The sequence below is a fragment of the Mycolicibacterium gilvum genome, from assembly GCF_900454025.1.
Classification (GTDB): domain Bacteria; phylum Actinomycetota; class Actinomycetes; order Mycobacteriales; family Mycobacteriaceae; genus Mycobacterium; species Mycobacterium gilvum.
The window spans coordinates 3,784,582-3,805,365 of sequence record NZ_UGQM01000001.1 but is presented as its reverse complement, the minus strand read 5'-3'; the positions used below and the strand labels follow the sequence as shown (position 1 = coordinate 3,805,365).

Sequence of the window (20,784 nt, the reverse complement as noted above, 5' to 3'; positions counted from 1 at the left end):
GACTCATGACGGCCACATCGCTGGCGGAAGCCGCTCCGGTTCCGCGCAGCTACCGGTGCCACGCCCGTTCCCCGGCCAGGTATTTCTCCACGGTGGCCGGTAGCTGCGGACCGCCAGATCCTCCGCGTACTCGCTCATGCGCCCTCTTCGATTGTGGGCCAATGCTGGCATGCCAGTCGCACCGCTTGGCATAAGTTCCTGTTCGTCGCCAACGCGTACCTGAGCCGATCCGTCGGTATGCCGAGTTGGTCGAAAAGATTCATCTTCACGACTGCTTGCGTAACGGTCACTACCGCGTGCATCAGCAAAAGGTCTGCTTCGGAGTGCCCCTCATGAGCGATGCCGTTTCGTGCCTTCGTCGCGGCGATAGCCCAAGCTTGCGGGTTGGGCAATAGAGCAGCTATTACCTCTGAGTCCGGTCGCGAGACGAGGTCGTCAAGACGCTGCCGCAATGTGTGGTCGTTGTGGGCCAGTTTTTCGCGCAGCCACTGTCGCCGTTCCTCAGGCAAGCTATCGACAAGGCCGTTCTTGAGCCGCTTGAACTCTGCAGTTGGGATCGGCGGATCGGGTGCAAAAGCACGATGCATCGCCTCGGCTGCGGTTACTGCCGTGACGACTTGGCTGTTCAAATAGCCGGGGTCACTGAGGTACATCGCTCCGATCACCATGTTGCAGGTCGCCAGGAATTGTTGACGCACTGCAAACCACTTCGGCAGCACATGTGCAAAGTCGATGTTCTTGAGTGTGAAGATTGCCTCCGCGGCATCCACACCCGGTTCCGTCGGTTGCGGAACAACCAATTCGTTTGTATGCAAATGGATTCGAGCGTTGGCTTCAGAACCCTCAAAGATCTCCGTCGACGGAGTTAGGACTTGTCGCACGATCCCACATGGCGCGTCAATGGCAAGGGAGATTAGGTCTTGGACGACATTGACGAACGGACGCCAGTAGGCGAGCGATCTTGGTTCGCTGGATTGAAACTGTATGTACGACACAGCTTCTCCCGTGAAGGATAGACTCCCTCGACGAGGATCGAAGTCCGGCACGGTGTATCGGCGACCCAGTTCGGCGGTGACGCCTTGAATGTCGGCAAACCGCGATGCCGCGAGTTCTGTTTGGACACGCCAACTTCGAGGCACATTCATGTCGATTTCGATCGTCATGTCGGGTTCTGAGGCCCACCCGGTGAGATTCTCTACCTCTACCTCTATTGACGAGAACGATGGACTGTCTTCCGCAGGAATTCGAATTCCGAACAGTGCCTGCTGGGCACGCATGTCCTGCCTGTACATCGCGGTAGCCGTGCCCGCCATCTGGCCGCGCTCTTCTGCGCAGTGCAGCAGCGTGATCGGCTCGTTCTCCGCATGGCCATGGATGATCGGCCATCGGCGGGTTCGACTCGTCAGCTGTCGAGTTCCCGCGTCTTGAGGTATCCATGCCGCATCGCTATACCCGCCGATCAGGGATAAATGCAGCCCATCTCCCGGTGTGTAAGTCAGGACTCCAGGCTGACGATTGTCGGCGTCGTTGGGAAGCCAGAAGTGGCCCATCCAGCGCGCCTCCTCGGACAAGTCACGCGTTGCCACCACACCCCCAAGCTGCTAGTGAATGTTCCGCTACCGCCAATCGATTGGCTTGTGCTCCAGCCTTTCATGCAGTTCTTCGCGTGTCACACTAATCATTAACCCGTGACGATTCAGTACCCCGTGACAGGAGTTCAGCGGGGGTGACGCTCCGCCCTGCCACCGGCAGAAGATGCCCAACTTCGTGGCGCGCGGCACGGTCCCACAGCTCATCGACCGCATGCGAAAGCGCAATGATCGGGTTGCGTCCAGCAGAGTGGTGTATGAGTCGGACCTGATTAGCGGTACCGGCGTGTCGTAGCCGACTGATTGAGGGTCATCGCGTGATTCTTCGAGGGACCCGTCAAAGTCACTCGAGCAAAGGAACCACGCGATGACCGTTGCCCAGAATATCGACCTGCCCACCGTGCTGGCCGAACGACTCACCACCACACATCCCGACGTGCTGCGCGAGCTGCTCGCCACGTTCATCCACACCCTGATGGGTGCCGAAGCCGACGCCCTGTGCGGCGCCAGCTACGGCGAACGCAGCACCGAGCGGACCAACTCCCGCAACGGCTACCGGCACCGCCAATTCGACACCCGCGCAGGCACATTAGATCTCGCGATCCCCAAGCTGCGCCAGGGCTCCTACTTCCCGGACTGGCTGCTGGAACGCCGCAAACGCGCCGAGCGGGCCCTGACCACCGTGGTCGCCACCTGCTACCTACTCGGTGTCTCGACGCGGCGGATGGACAAGCTCGTCGAAACCCTCGGCATCACCAGCCTGTCGAAGTCGCAGGTGTCGGTGATGGCCAAAGAGCTCGACGCCGCCGTCGAGGCCTTCCGCACCCGACCGCTCGATGCCGGCCCGTATACGTTCGTCGCTGCCGACGCCCTGGTGCTCAAGGTCCGCGAGGGCGGCCGGGTCGTCAACGTGCACGCGCTGATCGCGGTCGGGGTCAACGCCGAGGGCTACCGCGAAATCCTCGGCATCGATGTCACCACCGCCGAGGACGGCGCAGGCTGGCTAACGTTCTGGCGGGCTCTGACCGCCCGCGGCCTGTCGGGGGTCAAACTGGTCACCAGCGACGCCCATGCCGGGCTTGTCGCCGCGATCGGCGCCACGCTGCCCGGTGCGACGTGGCAGCGCTGCAGAACCCACTACACGACCAACCTGATGGCGGTGACCCCGAAGTCGTCGTGGCCCTGGGTGCGCACCCTGCTGCACTCTGTGTTCGACCAGCCTGATGCTGAATCCGTTGCTGCACAATATGACCGGATCATCGACGCCCTGGACGACAAGCTACCTACGGTCGCCGATCACCTCGAAGCGGCACGGCCGGATCTGCTGGCGTTCACGGCGTTTCCCAAACAGATCTGGCGCCAGATCTGGTCCAACAATCCCCAGGAACGGCTCAACAAGGAAATCCGCCGGCGCACCGACGTCGTCGGTATCTTCCCCGACCGCAACGCCCTCATCCGCCTCGTCGGAGCCGTCCTGGCCGAACAACACGACGAATGGGCCGAATCCCGGCGCTACCTCGGCCTCGACGTCCTGAGCAAATCACGCACAGTCAACGACACCCCGACCGAACAGGAGGCCACCCCGGCGACACTGACCGCCTGAACCATCACCTCGAAGAATCACACGACGACGTCGTACACCACGTCCCTGGACTTGACCAATGATCGCAGCCGCAGCCTGTGCGCTGCGTGACCTGCTCTTGCCGCGGTCGATGGTCCGCCAGCAGCCGTCGTTGGTGCGCCGTGACGCGTTGGTAAGTGGCCGCACTCGCATCTGAATGTGCTGTCGAGCGCGAGACCGATGGTGGCCGGGTCGAGCTGTTCCATCGCGCCTGGGGCTTCCGGCGGTGCAGGCCAATCGACGACCACCACGCGCTCAGGGTGAACAGTCCATGGACATTGCGCTCACCGGCAACCAGCTGGAGAGCTGGCCGCGGTCCTGCCGGAGGGTGTCTTGCGGCACCCAGCAGCGCCGCGACCACTGGCTCTCGCGGCTGGCGCGCACAGCTGATAGGCCATGAGTAGTCGCTGGGCGGATCCTCAGATGAGGTCCGGTTCGGAGGAGGCTGCTCATGTCTGTGTTGAAGGTTGCGCTTGATCCGTCGACGGTGATCGTCGCCGTGGACCCGGGTAAGGCATTCAATCGGGTGTGGATCAGTAACGGGTCCGGCCTGCTGGCTGATCCGATGTCATTGTCGGTCGCGCGAGAAGGCATTGCCGAGCTGGAGCGGGCGCTGAGCAGGCATGGTCCGATTGACCCGGTGATCGCGATCGAGGCGACCGGAAGCCTGCATCGACCGTGGGTTGTCGAGCTCGAACGCCGTCACCCTGGTTCGGTGCGGCTGTTTGCGCCTTCGGAAACGAAATCGGCTCGTACCCAACTGGGTTCGGGCAGGTTCAAAACCGACGATCGCGACTGTGCTGCCTTGACGTACATGGCTCGACAAGGTGGCGGCCGACACTATGGCCAGCAGGCGGCGGTTGAGGCGCTGCGCGCTGCCGTGCGGTATCGCCGCGGATTGGTCGCTGACCGCAAGAGCGCTCAACAGCGATTGCATGACCAGCTCAACGCGCTGTGTCCAGGATTGTCAGCGCCAGCGGGCCATGGTCGATCCTTGGCGGTCGAGACGCCTACCGGTCTTGCGGTGCTGGCCTGTGCCGCGGCGTTCGCAGGACGAGCACCGCAGCTACGGTCGCTGCTATGTCGTGCGCCGGGGCGGTTGACCACCAATACCGCTCAATACTGGGTAGCTCGCTGGCGTCAGTGTCTGCCACCGCCGGCCGATGCTGATCAACGTGCTCAAAGGTTGGGTCGTGACCTGGACCGATATTGTCGACTCCGAACAGACATCGCCGCTGTCGAGGTAGAAGTCGTGGCGTTGCTTGCCCAGACCGATGGCCAGATCCTCACTACCCTTCCCGGTGTTGCCTCGATTCGTGCGGCGGCGTTCGCCGCGCACAGCCTTCCGATCGAACGGTTCCCTGACGCTGAACATCTCTACTCAGCAACAGGTTTGGCCCCAGCTCTGTATCAGTCAGCCACGCTGAATCGTCGAGGGCGGATCTCGCGACAGGGGCTGGCCGAGCACCGCGACGCTTTGATGGGCATCGCCTGGGGGCTAGCACAGAACTCACCGTCGTTTGCCGAACGCGACGCCCAGCTGCGGGCCCGAGGCATGGCCCCGATCCAGGCCCGCGTCGCGCTCGCTCGACACGCTTGCCGCCTGGCATATCGACTACTTCGAACCCAACAACCCTTCGATGAACAGCGCTATCGTCAAGGAAGGCTCAGCGGCGAACGGTGACGGCCATGACAGCTATGCCGCTCGACGGCGCAACCTAGCTTGCCGCCCGCTCGCCCTGGGCCGCCATCACGGCGCACACGAAAGCCTGCTGAACCCGGGGCGATTCACCCCCAACCGCTTGGCTACCGCGGTGATGCAGGCGGTGCGGGTGTCGTACTCCTCGGCATGGTCGGCCACCAGCCGTACCGCGCGGGCCTTGAACTCGTCGTCGTACTTGTTCGGCATGATGCAAACAACCTTCCCTCGAAAGAAGGTGTGCATCAAACCCGGGGTGGTTCAGGGCTACTTTGTGCGGTGGTCAAGCCAGTGTGCAGCTCGTTCGGCGGCTGGCCGATGCGCCTCTGGCACGGTTGCAAGGCGGGTAGTGATCACACGCGGGTCTACAAGATTTGCGGTGATGAGTGCGTCGACGAAGTTCTGGTCCTTTTCTCGGAGAGCGCACAGTTTTGCCACACACAGGTCCTCCTTGTCGAGGCACCAACCGATGAACTGAGGTTCTCCCGATGGGGCGGCCGTATTCGGGTTCTGAACCTTGACGAGCCGACCACGCCATCCCTCGGGGAGGGCCGAGGTCTGCAGATCCACACCGTCGATGTTGAAGCCGTGAAGCTCCGCAAACGGGGAGAACTCGCCAGCTACTCCTTCGATTTCGTCTGCGAGACGGGCGATTTCGTCGCTACCATCCGCGATCGGCAGCACGTCGACTTCTGCTGACCTGGTGGCGTAGAAGGGCAGTTCATCTTCGGTGTAGGTCCCGAGGATCGCCTGTGATCCGACGATGATCACTTCAGTCAGGCCGGCGATTTGGCAGGCGGCCCGGATCGCGTGTTCGAGCTGGTCGCGTCGCATTAGCTGACCGAGCGCAGCACGCGGATGCGGTCCTCATCGGAAAGAAGTCCACCCATCGGCGAGACCTCACGCATCTCGATGCAGTCACGGCTGAGGCCAGTCAAGACACGATGAATACCGGGGATATCGCCGTCGCTCAGCAGGGACTGCCAACGGTCGAGGTTGCGCGTGTGGGGCTGCCCGGTGACGGTGGACCGTAATCGTCCTAAATTACGTTCGGCCGCGGGTTGCCATTGGGCGAGGGTAGAACGTGTGAGGTGTTTGGCCAGCTCGCGGTGAAGCTTCCATGAACGGCGCTCTGAGCGCGTGAGGTCGGGAGTGATTGGTTGGCGGGTGATTTCGAGCCGATAACCCATGCAGGACAACAGCCGGTCGAGCTGCTCATCACTGAGTTCAACCTTGTCAGAAAGGAACTGGCTGATGCTTGGCTGATGTACGCCGCTGAGCCGGGACAGCTCAGACTGGGAAGTACCTGTTTCGTGCATCACCGTCCGCAGCACGCCGCTACGATCACTCATGCCGCACTATAGCATAGAATACTATAGCCTCTGGGGGGTTAGCGACCCCCACCCGCATGCTGCCCAGTAGCTGCGAGGGATCCAGATGCGACAGGTAGGTGCTGCAGCACTTCGTGAGACCTCGACGTGAGACAAGTGTTCAGAAGTGCGGGTCAACGGCACGTGCTGATGCAGCTAATCGCGCGAACCTGTGATTTTGGCGTTGGTGGTGGCTGTTGCCGCTGGTCGTGGGTGATACTGCCGGTCATGTCCTTGCAGGGCCTGGTTGATGCGACCGCGGATGCGCTCGGTGGTGCCCGCGATATGTACGGCCAGGCTGCGCCGGCGTCTGGGTTGCCCTCGACCAGTGGGTTGCAAAGTCTGAAGACTGATCTGCGTGCGTCGGTGGACACGGTGCCGGCACCGGACCGAAATCCGCGTCGGTGGACTTCGACAAGACGGCCGTGAGTTCCGGGTCGGCCAGTACTTCAGCGGTGTGCCGCCAGGAATCGATGACCTGGGCCACCGGGGCAGGGTTGTCGATTGAATCGGCCGCCTTCATCGTGGACACCAATTCTTCGACGAACGCGCGAACCTCCTGGCGGGACAGAAACGCTACCCACGGAAATACCTCGGGCAGCACGTCGGTCACCACATCCTGCGCGTGTTGATCGTGCCGCATTAGTGCGACGAACAGTCGCGCTGTCACCGAGGATGCCTCCCGCGCCTGTTCTGCTCTGGATGCCGTGGTCAGGACCAGATCCTCTGCATCGCGACGACGCACCACCAAGACGCGATTCGCCGATGTGCGCAGCTCTAAACCTGAATCCACCGATGAATTGCCTGGTCGTGGGGTGTCGGAATGAGGAAAGTGCCCCTTGAGCTGGAAAGATTGGTGTTCTCTACGCATCAATCAGATCAGTTCAGAAAGGCACTTCCAGTGCAAGTGTCCCATAGGTTCGCGGCGTCGTCGGCGGTCTTCGACGATGAGCATCTCGTGTCGTGCGCAGGGCTGGTGCCAGTGATGGCGCTGGCCACCCAGACTGGACTGCCAGATCTGTTGGCCGACAAGATCTCCATCCCCGCACCGAAGATCAAGTCGGGATCGGCCAACCCGGCACCGAAGCTGGCCACGGTGATCGCCGGGATGTGCGCTGGCGCCGACAGCATCGATGACCTCGACGTCGTGCGCTCGGGTGGTATGGAAACACTGTTCGACGGTGTGTACGCACCATCGACCATCGGAACTTTGTTGCGGGAGTTCACCTTCGGACACGCACGCCAACTCGAATCAGTGCTGCGCGAGCATCTGGCTGCACTCTGCCAGCGGGTCGATGTGCTGCCCGGCGCCGAGACCCAGGTGTTCATCGACATCGACTCACTGCTGCGACCGGTTTATGGTCACGCCAAACAGGGCGCCTCATACGGACACACCAAGATCGCCGGCAAGCAGGTCCTACGCAAGGGTCTGTCACCGTTGGCCACCACCATCAGCACCCCTGGTGCGGCACCGGTGATCGCCGGGATGCGCCTGCGGGCCGGCAGGACCGGCTCCGGTAAAGGAGCCGGCCGGATGGTCGCCCAGGCCATCACCACCGCTCGCGCGGCCGGGGCCAGCGGTGCGATCCTGGTGCGCGGTGATTCGTCCTACGGCAACCGCTCTGTCGTCGGCGCCTGCCGACGACATGGTGCGCAGTTCTCGCTGGTGATGACCCGCAACGCTGCAATCGACCGGGCCATCAATGCCATCGACGAAGCCGCGTGGACGCCGGTGAAATATCCGGGCGCGGTGCGTGATCCCGACACCGGCGAGTGGATCTCTGATGCCGAAGTCGCTGAAATCGGCTACACCGCGTTCGCATCCACCAAAGAGCGGTTCACCGCTCGCCTGGTGGTGCGTCGGGTCAAAGACGCCCGCTTCCGCGACGCCTTGTTCCCGACGTGGCGGTATCACCCGTTCTTCACCAACACCGACCTACCGACCGTCGACGCCGACATCACTCACCGCCAGCACGCGATCATCGAAACCGTGTTCGCCGACCTGATCGACGGACCGCTGGCCCACATGCCCTCTGGACGATTCGGGGCGAACTCCGCCTGGGTGCTCTGCGCGGCCATCGCTCACAATCTGTTGCGCGCTGCCGGCGTCTTGGCCGGCGGCACTCATGCGGTGGCCCGCGGCGCTACGTTGCGCCGCAAGATCGTCACCATCCCGGCGCGACTGGCCCGGCCCCAACGCCGACCCGTCCTGCACCTACCCAGCCACTGGCCTTGGGCGCAGCACTGGCTGCGACTGTGGCGCAGCGTCATCGGCCATAGCCCACCAAAATTCGCTACCACCTGACCCTCGCCGAAAGGCCACCGGAGCACACAGGAAAAGCTGGGCAGACCAGCCGATAACCCCTGCTCACAACCGCTGCGAACTGCAACAGCCACCTCAGCCGACGCTCATCCGGCTACTCGGTGGATTGAGGCTAAACTACTTTCAAAGTCGGAAATTGTCGATGTCGGCGGAACTCCAGCTGTCGCACGGCAGAGCTTTGTGGAATGCGGTCACCTCAGCCGCGGACCACCTGGGCCAATCGTGCGATGGGGGCACAGTCGAGAGAACGGGGCCACGCACAGCTGGTGCGACAGCCCGGAGACTCAGCTCGGCCATATCGCGTAGTCGCGGCGCGCGGCACATGAGGGGTGTCGAGAACCTCCAGTAGACGGCCGTCGCCCCGCGTTGTTACCGGCTAGACAGCAGCCCCCCGACCTCGTAACCTAACCGTGACCTACGTATCTGCTACGTACTTTCATACCTCACCGAAGGTTTCCGCTGTTGTGACTTTGCCTGTGCTTGAGGCCCAATCGCGCGCGATGGGTAAACGGCTCGCCTTCATCTTGGTGGCTATCGGTGTTCTTGCTGCGCTTCTGGCGACGGACGTCAGCGCTGATCCGGCGGCTGATGCGCTCGCCGAGTTGACCGAACTGTCGCGTCTTGCTGAGCAGACCACGGAGCAGATTCACACCGCGCAAATCGACCTCGACGAAAAACTCGCCGCTCAGCAATTCGTGGAAAAAAGGGCGGCCTCTGACCGCATGAGTGTCGATGCAGCGTCGGCCGATCTGGCGAAATATCAGGCTGCAGTCGATAAGTTGGCCGCCGCCTTCATACATGGGTGGCCGTACCGACACCTTGGCGGCGGCTTTGACGGCGACGTCTCCACAGGAACTCATTGATCAGTTGGCGGTCCAGAAGACGGTTGCATCGGAGCTGACTGTGCAGATGGCCGCTTTCCGATCGGCGAGTGCGCGCGCCGCCGCAGCCGCAGACCAGTCTGCGAAGTCGGCAGCACAAGCACGGATCGCGTCCGACGAGGCTGCGGCGGTGCGAACGGACCTTGATGCCAAACAGCGTCGAATGCAGGAGCAGATTGCCGCCGTGCAGGCCCGCTACGAGGCTCTGACACCTGACCAGCGGGCTATCTTGGCCGATCCGGGCCCGCCGCCCCCACCCGTGCCGCCGTCCTCGCCGGCGAACGATCCAAGCATTGTGGCCATGCCGGGCCCAACCGGCGGCGGATCCGGGGGAGGCGGAACCACTGTGGTGCAAGCTGCCCTGACACGGGTGGGGTCACCGTATTCGTGGGGCGCGACCGGTCCGGATGCGTTCGATTGCTCAGGGCTGATCAAGTGGGCGTTCCTGCAGAGCGGGAAGTCGTTGCCCCGGTCGAGTCAGGCGCTTGCTCAAGGCGGGCAGGCGGTGGACACCTCAGATCTGCAACCCGGTGACATTGTGACCTTCTACGACGATGTCTCCCACGCGGGTATTTACATCGGTGACGGGATGATGGTCCATGCATCGACCTACGGAACGCCGGTGAAGGTCGCGCCGATTTCCTCCGCACCGATTCACAACGTCCGGCGGTACTAGGCCGACGCTTGCGCAGTCCGTGGAAACGAGTGGCGATGGCACAGTCCACTCTCCTGATCGCGTCGATGTGTGCAACGTGCAGCGTCGAGTCGAGGACACTGGGCGATGTGCTCGGCGAGGCCGAATCGGCCAAGATGGCCCGCTGGTCAGTGGTGGCGACATGGGTGAGCGGGTGGTGGTCCTCCGGCCTGACGGTTCTTCGTGGGCGAGGGGGGCCTGGCTCTAGGGTGGGTCTTCTGCCCGTGCTTTTATTCGACAGCGGTGAGGACGTTCACCGTGGCACCGTCGTCGGTGGAGGTGTAGATCGCGGTATCTGTGGCGATGTAGACCTGACCGTCGCCATCGGCGAATAGGGCCTGAGGTTTGGCGTTCAGCGCGTGTTGTGGCTGCCAGGTCTGCCCGTTGTTGGTGCTGGTGTAGAGGGTTCCTTGGAGGTCGGCTCCGAGCAAGGGGCCACGCTCGGGCCAGCTGACGAGTACCAGTGCCGGGGCACCGCTGACTGCGCCGAATGTCATTGCGCCGTCTGTGCTTCGAAGGAGCCCCTGGCGGGTGGTCGCGAGGATCTCATCGGCATCCGCGGGTGATACTGCGAGGTCAAAGGCGGCGACTTTTGCTCGCCGCTGCCAGGACTGCTCATCGAGGCTGACCATCACCGTGCCCGACTGGCTGTCGTGACCGTAGACCCTTCCATGGCGGTACTCGAGTGCGTGAAAATCGGCGCTGCCGTGCAGCGACAGAGATTCCCAGGATCGCCCGGCGTCGCTGCTCTTGATCAGGCCCAGATGTGGCGGTTGTTGGCGATCAGCCGGGTCCGGGTGGCCGCTGGCCAAGAAATCGTCGGGACCGGTGACAGTAAAGCCCATGAAGTCCTGCGCCAAATCACCGACTCGTTGCGGCGCCTGATCGGGTTCCACCGTGTAGAGACCATAATGAGTTGCCACGTAGAGTTTTTCGTCGGACGGATTGATGCCGAGACCGTGGATGTGCACCATGCCCGGAGAGATCGCGGGCGCGCTGTCGGGGGCGTTCGACGAACAGGCCGCGACCAGGGCTCCGGTCAGAATTGCGGCAATGAATCTACGGAGCTGCACACTGACCCCTTCCGATCGCGGACACCTACGTAGTGCAATAGTAGATGGGTGGCGCCTGGCTACGGTGCGACGCTGATGTGGCGCCCTGGGCGGCGGTGCGCGTACCGACGGGTCGGCGAGGCGTCTTCATCAAATCTTCATCGGAACACGAGCCGACCCATACTCGGATTCTTGAGGCTGGACCGAGGCGGCGAGAGCGCTTGCCGCGTGGATGCCTGGTGTCACGAAGCTGTGTGAGAAAGGATGTGCGATGCAGCACAAGCGATTCGGAATTGGGTTTGCGGCGTTAGCGGCGTCGGCCCTGTTCATCAGTGCCTGTTCGAATGCGACAACTGACTCTCAATCATCGACGAACAGCACCTCGGCGTCAGCATCGGCATCGGCATCGGCATCGCCGAGCGTTGCCAGCAACGACGCGACCCATAACGACGCTGATGTGAAGTTCGCTCAAGGCATGATTCCCCATCACCAGCAGGCGATCGAGATGAGCGACATGCTTCTCGGCAAGCAAGGCATCGATCCCGAGGTCATCTCACTGGCGAACGAAATCAAGAACGCTCAAGGCCCTGAGATAGAGAAGATGCAGGGCTGGCTCCAGGAGTGGGGAGCGTCGTCCTCGCCTGCACCTGCGCCGACCAGCACCGCAATGCCTGGCCACAACATGCCCGGCCACCAGATGCCTAGCGGTGACATGGGCGACATGCCTGGTATGGGCGGCGGCCACGGCATGATGTCGGAAGCCGACATGGCTGCGCTGCAGAACGCGCAGGGCGCGGAGGCGAGCCGACTTTTCTTGACGCAGATGATTGCTCATCACAAGGGCGCAATCATGATGGCCAAGGAAGAGATTGAAATCGGCCAGTTCCCGGCGGCGGTCGAGATGGCGCGAAACATTGTGTCCTCTCAGCAAGCGGAGATCGACACGATGCAGGGAATGCTGGACAAGTAGCGAGGCGAGGGGCTGCCGGTCAGGTTCGCGTTGAGGCAGCCGTAACAGGGAACTCCTCGGCGCGTATCTGAGCAGTGGGTAAGTCCATGGTGAATGTTGCGCCGCTGCCGGGTCCTGCGCTCGCGACGGAGATGGATCCGCCGTGGGCCTCGACCAGCGCTTTGGCGATGGCGAGCCCTAAACCGGCGCCGCCGTGCTCGCGGTCGCGGGCGCTGTCTGCCCGATAGAACCGCTCGAACACCCGGGTGAGGTGCTCGGCGGCAATCCCTTCGCCACTGTCGGCGACGGCGATTCGCAACCGGTCGCCGTCGCGGACACAGTTGACGTCGACTGAGCCGCCGGACGGCGTGTGCCGCAGCGCATTTTCCAGCAGATTGCCCAGGACTTGGGAGAGTCGTTGCTCGTCGGCCCACAACGGCGGTAGTGCTTTCTGGAGGCGTACACGTAGTGCGACTCCTTTGTTGTCGTAGCGTTCCTGCACCGCGGCGATGCATCGGTGTGTTAAGTGGTCGACGTCAATGTGGGCGTACGACATGGAAACTGAACTTTCCTCGGCTTTGGCGAGGGCGGCGACGTCATTGGAGAATCGCACCAGCCGGCGGGTCTGGTCGCGCAGCATGGCCGCCGTCTGCGGAGTCAAACTGCGCACCCCGTCTTCGAGTGCCTCGATATAGGCCTCTAGCACCGCGACCGGTGTGCGGATCTCGTGCGCCAAGTCTCCGAAGAGCTGCTGTCGTGTCGAATCAACGGTTTGGAGCCGGGAAGCCATCTGGTTGAAGGCCGTGGAGAGGGCGTCGAAATCGTCGCCCAGGTGCGGCGGTGACACGCGGATGTCGTAATTCCCTTGAGCAACAGCGGTGGCAGCGGAGGCAACCTCGGTGATGGACCGTTGGAGCCGTCGACTGACGTAGAAGCTGACGGCCAGCGCGGCCACTGCCGACACCGCCAGGGCACTACCGATCGAGATCACCGTCGCGTAGCCGTAGGCCTCTTCGGCGTGGGCCTCCTCCAGGGAGCCCATCGGCATCCCTGCGCGGTGGAGATGCTCGCGAAACAGGGGAGGGCCGACAATGGCGGCGACCACCGCGGTGGTCGCGGCCCCGGCTGCCAGCACTATGGCTTGGGCTGCCAGCAGCCGTAGGCCGATACCGGGACGGCCTCGCCGTCGAGGTCGGCGAGGTGTTGGCGCAGGCGGGTGAGTCACTGTCCGGTCCCCATCCGGTACCCCACACCTCGCACCGTGGTGATGTAGCGCGGGCGGGCTGCGTCGTCGCCGAGTTTGCGGCGCAGATGCCCGATGTGGACGTCGACGAGGTGCTCGTTGCCGACCCAGGGTCCGTCGCGAACAATTTCGAGAAGTTGACGCCGGCTCAGCACCATTCCTGGCCGGCCTGACAGGGCTTCGAGGATGTCGAACTCCGTGCGGGTCAACAAGATCTGTTCGTCGTCGATGCGTACCTCACGGGCGGCGACGTCGATGATCAACGCGCTGAAGCGACGCGGTGGCACCACCTCAATTTCGGCGGTTGCGGTGGTTGATTGCGAGACGCGGGGCCGCCGCAACATGGCCCGGATGCGCGCGACCAGCTCGCGCGGGCTGAAGGGTTTGGTGATGTAGTCGTCGGCACCAACAGTGAGACCAAGCACCGTATCGATTTCGGTGTCACGAGCGGTCAGCATGACGACGTAGGCGTCGGAGAACGTGCGCAACTGCCTGCAGACTTCCAATCCATCGATGCCGGGCAGACCGAGGTCGAGAATGACGACATCGGGGTCGAGGTCGCGTGCAACGGCGATCGCGTCGACGCCGTTGCCGGCCACGACCGCCTCGAACTGCTCGCGTTCTAGATAGCTGGCCACCACTTCGGCCAGGGGACGTTCGTCGTCGACGACCAGCGCGCGGTATCCCTTCGCCTGCTCAGGCGGTGTAGCCGGATGGTGCTCCATGTCCCATATGGTGCCCGCTGAAGCGGGCGCGGCGGCGCACGACTGCCGGAGCGGCGCGATCTTCAGCAGATCTTTACGAGACGACTACCGATTGCATCCTGCGGCTGGGTGACGCTCAGTGTGGAGGAGGGCCCGACATGCGGTGGTTGATGGACGTGAGCCCGAACAGTCTCGGGTGGGAAGTGTGGTTGATCCTGTGTGCCGTTGTCGTTGGGCTATGGGCCGTCGCCATTGCTGGCGCGACGGCCCTGTTGCATGCTTCTGCGCGGCCGCGCCGCACCGAGCGGTGTGAGGCACTGGAGGAGCCTGTTGGCAGCGGCCACGCCGGCGCGGACTGACCCGTCAGAGGCGCGCCCAGCGCATCGCCCGCCGCGAGGTGTCAGTACTCGATCAAGCGGGTGACGTAGGGCGTCATGCCGGAGCTGCGCACGGGCGAGATTTTGACCACGGACCCGGTGTAGGGAGCTTCGAGCATCATGCCGTCGCCGAGATACATAGCTTCGTGCTGGCTGGCGTTCGGGCCGTAGAAGATGAGGTCACCGCGACGCATCTGCGATGACGGAACTTTGCGGCCGGCGTTGTACTGCGACCCGGAGTAGTGATCGAGCTTGATGCCCACGCCGGCGAAGGCGTAGAGCATGAGTCCGGAGCAGTCGAATCCGACGGTGCCGGCTCCCTGATCGATACCTTGGGAGGGCCCGTTGGCGTTGCCGCCGCCCCAGGAGTAGGGAACCCCCAGTTGTGACATGGCTCGGCGGATGACGAATTCTGAGGCCTGGCGGCCGTAGAGGCTGGGGATCCGTCCGTTGGTGATCCCAGGATCTGCGGCGGCGGCGGTCGGGGAGAGGATGCCCAGTTTGGTGAGGAAGTTTCGGCCCATGTCGGCGGTGAGTTGCGCCGAGGTTGCCATGATTTTAAGGATCGCGTTGATAATGGCTACTGGGTCGCCGGCCACGTTGGCGCTGGGCACCATCGGGAGGGTGGTGTCCCACTGGCCGGCGTCCGAGCTGTCTGCCGGTGCCGGGCTGGAGCGGTCCCAGAGGCTGTTCGGCGGCGCTGTGGCGCCGGGTGGCGCGGGAGTGGGCGGGTGCGTGGTAGCTGCTGCAGGCCGGGCAGCATTGAGTCGGGTTTGTGCGACGTCGCGTTCGGCGGCCAACCGGGTGAGGTCGGACTGTTGAGTTGTGAATGCGCGTTGGACGGCAACGAGTTCGGCGACTGCGCTGTCTTGTCGTCGTTGCGCTTCGGCCGCTGCTGCGTCGGCGTCTAGGGCGTGTCTGACAAATGTTTCGGGTGTTTCGGCTGAGACTTAGGGTATGTCGCGGTTTCAGCTGCTCACCGATGCTCAGTGGTCATTGATTGAAGAGCTTCTTCCTGCTCGAACAGGCAAGAAGGGCAGGCCTTTTCGAGATGCCCGGCAGATGCTCGAGGGGATCATTTATCGGTACCGGTGCGGGATCGCCTGGCGAGACGTACCCGAGGTGTTCGGACCGTGGCAGACGATCTGGACCTGGCATCGACGAATGAGTGCCGAGGGCACCTGGGATCTGGTGCTGGCGCGGTTGCTGGCCACCGCCGACCAAGCCGGGATTATCGATTGGTCGGTGTCGGTGGATTCGACGATCGCGCGCGCTCATCAGCACGCCACAAACATCACCCGTGACACAGGGGGCTGGGTCGAATTACACGAATCTGGCGAGCGAGCCGCCTGACCACGGCATTGGCCGCTCCCGCGGCGGGTTGACCAGCAAGATCCATCACCTCGTCGACGGCCATGGACGACCTCTGGTGGTGCTCGTGGGCGCCGGCCAGGCCAACGACGGACCGGTCCTGGAACATTTGCTCGCCCACCTGAAAGTCGAGCGCCGCGGCCCGGGCAGAGCTCGCACCCGGCCCAATCGACTCCGTGGCGATAAGGCCTATTCCAGCCGAGCTACCCGACAGCGGCTGCGTCGACGAGGGATCGTCGCCGTCATTCCCGAACCGTCCGATCAGATCGGCCACCGCAAACGCCGCGGCACCCACGGCGGACGACCACCCGCGTTCGACGCCGAGGACTACAAGGGCCGCAACGTCGTTGAACGCAACTTCAATACCGTAAAACAATGGCGCGGCCTCGCCACCCGCTATGACAAGCTCGCCATCGTCTACCGCGGCGCAGCAGTCCTACGGGCCATCACCCTCTGGCTGCCGCATTTATCAGACACGCCCTAGTACTACAGCCGTAGATAGCGTTCATTGTTGTTGATGTTGTTTGCGGTAATGGTAGGTGCGGGCTCTCGTTTGATGTCGTCGCCGCCAGGTGGACCAGGCGAGGACGTCGGCAACCGCGTGTAGCGGCTGCAATACCAGGGCGATGAAGAGTCTGCGGAATTCATTGACTGTCAACGTGATCAGTGTCTGGCCGGTCTGGTCGTCGGGTTCGTCGCTGCGCCGTTGAGCGGCGGTCGTGACGACGAGGAAGGCATGGGCAAGCATGGATAGGGTGACCCAGCGGTGCCAAGAGGTCCAGGTCCGTACCTGGTGCTCGTCGAGCCCGGCCAGGCCCTTGCCGGCTTGAAACGATTCCTCGACCTTCCAGCGCCGCCCGGCGACCCGTACGTAGTCGGCCAGGGTGACCGGATTGGGGCTGTAGCAGCGGTAATAGGCCAATTCAGCGGTCTTGTCGTTGCGGCGCACCAGCAGGTGATGGTGGCCGGGCTCGGCGTCGGTGATTTCGACCAACGTCCAGGAGTACCAGCGTTGGCCCTTGGCGCCGGTTCCGGCGCTGACGCGCCGCCAGGCCCGCCGCGGCAGAGACCGGGCAAGCTCGTCTACTCGCTGGCTGCCCGTACTGGTGGTGACGGTGCGATTGGACCCGACGGCCAGCACATAGCCCAGCCCCTGGGCGGCGATCGCGGCGCGCAGGTCGGGGTCGGCGCCGTAGACCTCGTCGCCGGTGGCCCATCGCGCAGGGACTCCGGCGGCCACAGCACGAGTGATCATCCGCTCGGCCAGCGCAGGTTTGGTGGCGAACTCGACATCGGTGGGCACCCCGGCGCACTGACGGCGTTCCGAGTCGTCGATCCACGACTTCGGCAGGTATAGCTCGCGGTCCACCAGTGCGTGACTGTTGGGCCCCGCATAGGCCAAATACACAGCGACTTGGGCGTTTTCGATCCTGCCCGCGGTACCGGTGTACTGGCGCTGAGTCCCGACGGTATGAGTGCCCTTCTTCACGTCTCCAGTCTCATCGACGATCAGGATCGCCTCGTCATCGCCGAGGTGGTCGACCACGTAGGCGCGAAGATCATCACGCACTCCCTCGGCGTCCCACTTCGCCCGCGCCAGCAGATGCTGCATCCGGTCCGGGCTGCTGTGGCCGCAACGCTCGGCCAGCGTCCAACAGTTCTTACGGTCAATGTCACAGACCAACCTGAGCATCAACGCGCCGGCGTTGCGCAGCGGCTCGCACCGAGCGAACCGTGACGCGACCCGATCCAGCACCTCATCAAAGCCACTTCGCCACCGATCAACGTCTACCCTGTAAGCCGCGGCGACCGCGGCATCATCGTTAGTTCTCACAAACTCCGAACGATGCCGCGGTCACCCAATCCAGCAAGGCAAACACGCCGACGAGCAACGATCTACGGCTGTAGTACTAGGCGGGCCGCCTTGGCGGTCGAGAGTTTGTTGGCGCGTTCGGTCTGGCTTCGGTGAAGGTCGTCTTTGACTCTGCTGAAGGCGATGACGTACGTCTGTTGCGTCGAGGCTGCCGAGAGGATGTCTTCGGGGCCGCGTGCCAGCGGCAGCGCGGCGGAGGGCCCATTCGTGTAGGTCGAGGCGGCGAACTCGTCGAAACTCTGCTGCGTGGCGTCGATGGCGGTCTGGCTGTCGGCGAGTGCCTTCTCGCTCTCGGCGAGTCTGCGGTGCGTCTCGGAGAGCGTCTCGCGGGCAGCAGCAACCTCCACCAGTGCCAGGTTGACGCTTTCCTGTTTGTGTTGGATGTCCGCGCCGATATCGGCGACGTGCTGATCGGCTTCGGCAACGGCGGCGACAAGTCCTGCCACCGTCTCGCTGTCACGATTGGGTTCGCTTCCGTGCGCGGCTGTTGCGATGCCTGAGGTGTGAAGCACCAGCAGTGAAGCAAGCGCCCCGGCGGTGAGAAGTGAAGTGAGGCGCCGCATCAATTCTCCTGAGGGGGTGCTAGCCGTCGGCCGCGAGTCGGGGAGGGCATGCGCCAAACGTGTATGCCATGACCTACTACGGATGCACGTACGTAGTGGACTAGTACGTAGTTGGAACGTACATCACTGCTGCATCAGGAGAAACGCCTGTCACAGTCTCAACTCGGTAACACCTGAGCGGGCGTCAGCATTTGCTTTCGGGCCCGAGGGGCCGGTGTCTTGGGCTGGATTCGATTGCGCACGCCGGGGCGGGGGTCAACATCGGTGGCGCAGCTGCGGTGAGGTCCCCGGCATGTGGGCTGTTGGCGGCTACATTAGGAGGCTGCAGGGTGCCGCGCTGTGCTGATCGGTCACCTCGTCAGAGCGAGCAGGAGTTGCGGCGGATGGAACAGCGAAGATTCGGCGATCTCGAAGCGGTGGTGATGGACTGGGTGTGGGATCACCAGGAGCCGGTCACAGTGCGCGACGTGTTCGAGGACCTGGCCCAGCAGCGACCCATTGCATACACCACAGTGCTGTCGACCATGGACAACCTGTACCGCAAGCGGTGGCTCAAACGGCAGCGCAACGGCAAGGCCTATGTGTACCGGGCGGCGATGAGTCGTGAGGAGCGGTCAGCGCGTCTGATGAAAGCTGCATTCGACTCCGGCGGCGATACCAACACGGTGCTGGCATTTTTTGTCGAGCAGATGAGTACAGAGCAGTCAGCGCAATTGAAGGCGGCGCTACGGAAGGGGCGGCGATCATGACGACGGCGCTGTGGCTGGTTCTCTATGGCGCCGTGCTGGCCTGGCTTGCACCACCGGTACTGCGGCGCCTTACTGGTGGCGGGGTGAGCCCGTCCATGGGTGTCGCCGCCTGGCTGGCCACGGTTGCCGCCGTGCTTGTGGCGTGGTTGGCGGCCGTGGTGCTGGTGGTCACCGCGACGTCGGACAGCGTCCTGGACGGCTCGGTCGTAACGCTGTGTCTTGAATTGTTCGGGTTCTCCGATCACACCCCACTGGCGGGACGGCTCGGGTCCATTGCCCTCATCGGCGGGGGACTGCTGACCTCGGCGGTCGTGGCGCTGCGACTGGGACGCTGCCTGTCCAGGCTGCGCACCCGAAGCCATGAGCACGCCGATGCCGCGCGGATCGTCGGTCGGGCCACCGACCATCCCCACGTCGTTGTCGTCGAGGCGGACTTTCCCGCGGCCTACTGTGTCATCGGCCGCCCTCATGCGATCGTCGTGACCTCGGCGGCGGTGAGATCGTTGAACCGATCGCAATTGAAAGCGGTTCTCGCGCACGAGGACGCGCACCTGTCGGGGCATCATCACCACATTCTGATGGTGCTGCGTGCCCTCGCCGCCACCCTTCCTCACCTTCCCTTGTTCGCCTGCGCACATCAGGCGGTGGCGGAACTGCTGGAGATGTGCGCCGACGACACCGCCGCTCGTCGCGTCGGCACTCGTCCATTGCTCACGGGTTTGCTTGCGCTGGCCGGTCACCGACCTCCCGTGGCCGAAGGTCTGGCTGCGGCGGCGACGGCGGTCATCACCCGCGCCGAGCGACTGGTCACTCCCACGTGTCGGCATGTGAGGTGGCGTAACCGCGCTCTGCTGGTGGCCGCCATCGCGACCATGCTCGCCACTCCGGCATTCATTCAGGTGCTCTGCCACCACTAGGTGCCAGCAGAACTCACCCGATCTGGGAGCGGTTCGGTGATGCGCACCTGGACGGACGAGGACCTTTCGGCGGTCGGGTATCGGCCCACTCAGCAAATCCCTGCCCGGCTTTCTGATGCCTGAGTCCACAATGCAAATTATCTACGGAGTCAAACCGTAGATGACCAGTGCAAAGGCCGGTGTCGCCGAGGTTCGAGTGATGGCATGCACAGCGTCGAAATCGGCAGTACGGCAACGCTATCGGGCGAATGATGTGAATGCGCTGACCGCTTCGCACGGGCCGCCGAAGCTGCCTGTCGCGGGCAGGTCACGACACGGCGTCAACTGCACGGCCGCAACTCCGTTCGGCGATCCGCTGCTACAGTCGGCAACATCGTGAGCTACATCGACGGGAGTTCCTCGCAGCGCCGACGCGCCGTCGTCGCTGTATTTCTCGCGTTCTGGGTCGTCATCGTGGCTGCGGAATGGGCCCTGCCGGGCACCGAGGCGGCGCCAGCCCATGGACCCCACCCCCTTGCGAGCGCGGTGGGCGCGCCGGTGGCCGTCCAGCTCGACCATCCGCACATCTCCCAGGGCGGGATCACGCCGTCACCGGAGTCTTTGGCTGAAGCCGTCCTGCCGCGAGGAACGGTCACGCTGATTGCCCTGGCCTTGGTCAGCGCTCTGGCTGTGTTGCCGGCGCTCTGGCGCTACGCGCCGCTTGCTCCTATCCGCGGTCCTCCGCGCCCACCCGTCGCACAGACCGGCCGCGACGTGCTCGTCCGGTTCTGCATCGCGCGTCGCTGATCGGCTAGCGTCAGGCCTCGCCT

18 protein-coding genes and 2 pseudogenes are annotated in these 20,784 nt (G+C 63.6%); 9 read left to right on the top strand and 11 right to left on the bottom strand.

What is annotated here, in order from left to right:
- Nucleotides 1-134: 134 nt before the first annotated feature.
- Nucleotides 135-1,550 (bottom strand): ApeA N-terminal domain 1-containing protein, encoded by a 1,416-nt coding sequence (locus tag DYE23_RS30655; RefSeq protein WP_147292294.1) that lies wholly within the window; start codon nt 1,548-1,550, stop codon nt 135-137.
- Between the two features lie 406 nt (nt 1,551-1,956).
- Here DYE23_RS30655 and DYE23_RS17790 point away from each other — a divergent pair, with 406 nt between their 5' ends.
- Both DYE23_RS17790 and DYE23_RS17785 read left to right on the top strand, forming a co-directional pair.
- Nucleotides 1,957-3,192, top strand: coding sequence for an IS256 family transposase (locus DYE23_RS17790; protein ID WP_115326326.1), 1,236 nt, complete (start codon nt 1,957-1,959; stop codon nt 3,190-3,192).
- Between the two features lie 469 nt (nt 3,193-3,661).
- Complete coding sequence (locus DYE23_RS17785; protein WP_115327800.1) at nt 3,662-4,894, top strand: IS110 family RNA-guided transposase; 1,233 nt, start codon at nt 3,662-3,664, stop codon at nt 4,892-4,894.
- 66 nt (nt 4,895-4,960) lie between these two features.
- Here DYE23_RS17785 and DYE23_RS30910 read toward each other — a convergent pair whose 3' ends face one another.
- The 4 genes from DYE23_RS30910 to DYE23_RS17765 form a co-directional block, all read right to left on the bottom strand.
- Nucleotides 4,961-5,119, bottom strand: coding sequence for a hypothetical protein (locus DYE23_RS30910; RefSeq protein WP_172527802.1), 159 nt, complete (start codon nt 5,117-5,119; stop codon nt 4,961-4,963).
- Nucleotides 5,120-5,176: 57 nt separating this feature from the next.
- Nucleotides 5,177-5,743: a DUF6036 family nucleotidyltransferase gene (locus DYE23_RS17775; protein WP_115327798.1), complete on the bottom strand. Its 567-nt coding sequence runs from the start codon at nt 5,741-5,743 to the stop codon at nt 5,177-5,179.
- Complete coding sequence (locus DYE23_RS17770) at nt 5,743-6,261, bottom strand: helix-turn-helix domain-containing protein (RefSeq protein ID WP_115327797.1); 519 nt, start codon at nt 6,259-6,261, stop codon at nt 5,743-5,745. Before DYE23_RS17770 ends, DYE23_RS17775 begins: the two co-directional genes overlap by 1 nt.
- A gap of 244 nt (nt 6,262-6,505) precedes the next feature.
- Nucleotides 6,506-7,072 carry a hypothetical protein gene (locus DYE23_RS17765; RefSeq protein WP_235660445.1) on the bottom strand — a complete coding sequence of 189 codons (567 nt, stop codon included), beginning with the start codon at nt 7,070-7,072 and terminating at the stop codon, nt 6,506-6,508.
- Between the two features lie 108 nt (nt 7,073-7,180).
- Between DYE23_RS17765 and DYE23_RS17760 the strand changes: the two genes are divergently transcribed.
- Nucleotides 7,181-8,584 carry an IS1380 family transposase gene (locus DYE23_RS17760; protein ID WP_115326499.1) on the top strand — a complete coding sequence of 468 codons (1,404 nt, stop codon included), beginning with the start codon at nt 7,181-7,183 and terminating at the stop codon, nt 8,582-8,584.
- A gap of 518 nt (nt 8,585-9,102) precedes the next feature.
- Nucleotides 9,103-10,159, top strand: a pseudogene (gene ripC, locus DYE23_RS17755) (peptidoglycan hydrolase RipC).
- 248 nt (nt 10,160-10,407) lie between these two features.
- On the opposite strand, the gene DYE23_RS17750 reads toward ripC, so the two are convergent.
- Nucleotides 10,408-11,250 (bottom strand): F510_1955 family glycosylhydrolase, encoded by an 843-nt coding sequence (locus DYE23_RS17750; RefSeq protein ID WP_115327796.1) that lies wholly within the window; start codon nt 11,248-11,250, stop codon nt 10,408-10,410.
- Between the two features lie 250 nt (nt 11,251-11,500).
- On the opposite strand from DYE23_RS17750, the gene DYE23_RS17745 reads away from it, so the two are divergent.
- Nucleotides 11,501-12,199, top strand: a complete 699-nt coding sequence (locus DYE23_RS17745; protein WP_115327795.1) for a DUF305 domain-containing protein — start codon at nt 11,501-11,503, stop codon at nt 12,197-12,199.
- A gap of 19 nt (nt 12,200-12,218) precedes the next feature.
- On the opposite strand, the gene DYE23_RS17740 is transcribed toward DYE23_RS17745, so the two are convergent.
- The 3 genes and pseudogenes from DYE23_RS17740 to DYE23_RS17725 form a co-directional block, all read right to left on the bottom strand.
- Nucleotides 12,219-13,403, bottom strand: a complete 1,185-nt coding sequence (locus tag DYE23_RS17740; RefSeq protein ID WP_115327794.1) for a HAMP domain-containing sensor histidine kinase — start codon at nt 13,401-13,403, stop codon at nt 12,219-12,221.
- Nucleotides 13,400-14,146 (bottom strand): response regulator, encoded by a 747-nt coding sequence (locus tag DYE23_RS17735; protein WP_115327793.1) that lies wholly within the window; start codon nt 14,144-14,146, stop codon nt 13,400-13,402. The genes DYE23_RS17740 and DYE23_RS17735 overlap by 4 nt, the downstream gene beginning before the upstream one ends.
- A gap of 379 nt (nt 14,147-14,525) precedes the next feature.
- A pseudogene (locus tag DYE23_RS17725) lies at nt 14,526-15,407 on the bottom strand (NlpC/P60 family protein); the annotation flags it as partial.
- Between the two features lie 52 nt (nt 15,408-15,459).
- Between DYE23_RS17725 and DYE23_RS17720 the strand changes: the two are divergent.
- A protein-coding gene (locus DYE23_RS17720) for an IS5 family transposase (protein WP_372516200.1) occupies nt 15,460-16,357 on the top strand; the annotation gives its coding sequence in 2 pieces (ribosomal slippage) (nt 15,460-15,806 and nt 15,805-16,357; 900 coding nt in all).
- A 21-nt stretch (nt 16,358-16,378) separates the two neighbouring features.
- Here the strand turns inward: DYE23_RS17720 and DYE23_RS17715 are convergent.
- Both DYE23_RS17715 and DYE23_RS17710 read right to left on the bottom strand, forming a co-directional pair.
- The gene (locus tag DYE23_RS17715; protein ID WP_435404789.1) at nt 16,379-17,707 is read right to left on the bottom strand and encodes an IS701 family transposase; all 1,329 of its coding nucleotides are present in this window, start codon (nt 17,705-17,707) and stop codon (nt 16,379-16,381) included.
- A 62-nt stretch (nt 17,708-17,769) separates the two neighbouring features.
- On the bottom strand, nt 17,770-18,309 hold the full coding sequence (locus tag DYE23_RS17710; protein WP_235660444.1) for a hypothetical protein: 540 nt from the start codon (nt 18,307-18,309) through the stop codon (nt 17,770-17,772).
- A 383-nt stretch (nt 18,310-18,692) separates the two neighbouring features.
- Between DYE23_RS17710 and DYE23_RS17705 the strand changes: the two genes are divergently transcribed.
- The 3 genes from DYE23_RS17705 (at nt 18,693) to lpqS (ending at nt 20,761) form a co-directional block, all read left to right on the top strand.
- Entirely contained in the window at nt 18,693-19,058 is a 366-nt protein-coding gene (locus tag DYE23_RS17705) for a BlaI/MecI/CopY family transcriptional regulator (protein WP_115327791.1), read from the top strand.
- Entirely contained in the window at nt 19,055-19,975 is a 921-nt protein-coding gene (locus DYE23_RS17700; RefSeq protein WP_115327790.1) for a M56 family metallopeptidase, read from the top strand. Before DYE23_RS17705 ends, DYE23_RS17700 begins: the two co-directional genes overlap by 4 nt.
- Before the next feature lie 375 nt (nt 19,976-20,350).
- The gene (gene lpqS, locus DYE23_RS17695) at nt 20,351-20,761 is read left to right on the top strand and encodes a putative copper homeostasis (lipo)protein LpqS (RefSeq protein ID WP_115327789.1); all 411 of its coding nucleotides are present in this window, start codon (nt 20,351-20,353) and stop codon (nt 20,759-20,761) included.
- The last annotated feature ends 23 nt before the right edge of the window (nt 20,762-20,784 follow it).

Coding starts and splice junctions, on each gene's coding strand:
- DYE23_RS30655 (WP_147292294.1), bottom strand. CDS start 1,550: ATGGGCCACTTCTGGCTTCCCAACGACGCCGACAATCGTCAGCCTGGA.
- DYE23_RS17705 (WP_115327791.1), top strand. CDS start 18,693: ATGGAACAGCGAAGATTCGGCGATCTCGAAGCGGTGGTGATGGACTGG.
- DYE23_RS17785 (WP_115327800.1), top strand. CDS start 3,662: ATGTCTGTGTTGAAGGTTGCGCTTGATCCGTCGACGGTGATCGTCGCC.
- DYE23_RS17745 (WP_115327795.1), top strand. CDS start 11,501: ATGCAGCACAAGCGATTCGGAATTGGGTTTGCGGCGTTAGCGGCGTCG.
- DYE23_RS17790 (WP_115326326.1), top strand. CDS start 1,957: ATGACCGTTGCCCAGAATATCGACCTGCCCACCGTGCTGGCCGAACGA.
- DYE23_RS17770 (WP_115327797.1), bottom strand. CDS start 6,261: ATGAGTGATCGTAGCGGCGTGCTGCGGACGGTGATGCACGAAACAGGT.
- DYE23_RS30910 (WP_172527802.1), bottom strand. CDS start 5,119: ATGCCGAACAAGTACGACGACGAGTTCAAGGCCCGCGCGGTACGGCTG.
- DYE23_RS17735 (WP_115327793.1), bottom strand. CDS start 14,146: ATGGAGCACCATCCGGCTACACCGCCTGAGCAGGCGAAGGGATACCGC.
- DYE23_RS17710 (WP_235660444.1), bottom strand. CDS start 18,309: ATGCGGCGCCTCACTTCACTTCTCACCGCCGGGGCGCTTGCTTCACTG.
- DYE23_RS17700 (WP_115327790.1), top strand. CDS start 19,055: ATGACGACGGCGCTGTGGCTGGTTCTCTATGGCGCCGTGCTGGCCTGG.
- DYE23_RS17775 (WP_115327798.1), bottom strand. CDS start 5,743: ATGCGACGCGACCAGCTCGAACACGCGATCCGGGCCGCCTGCCAAATC.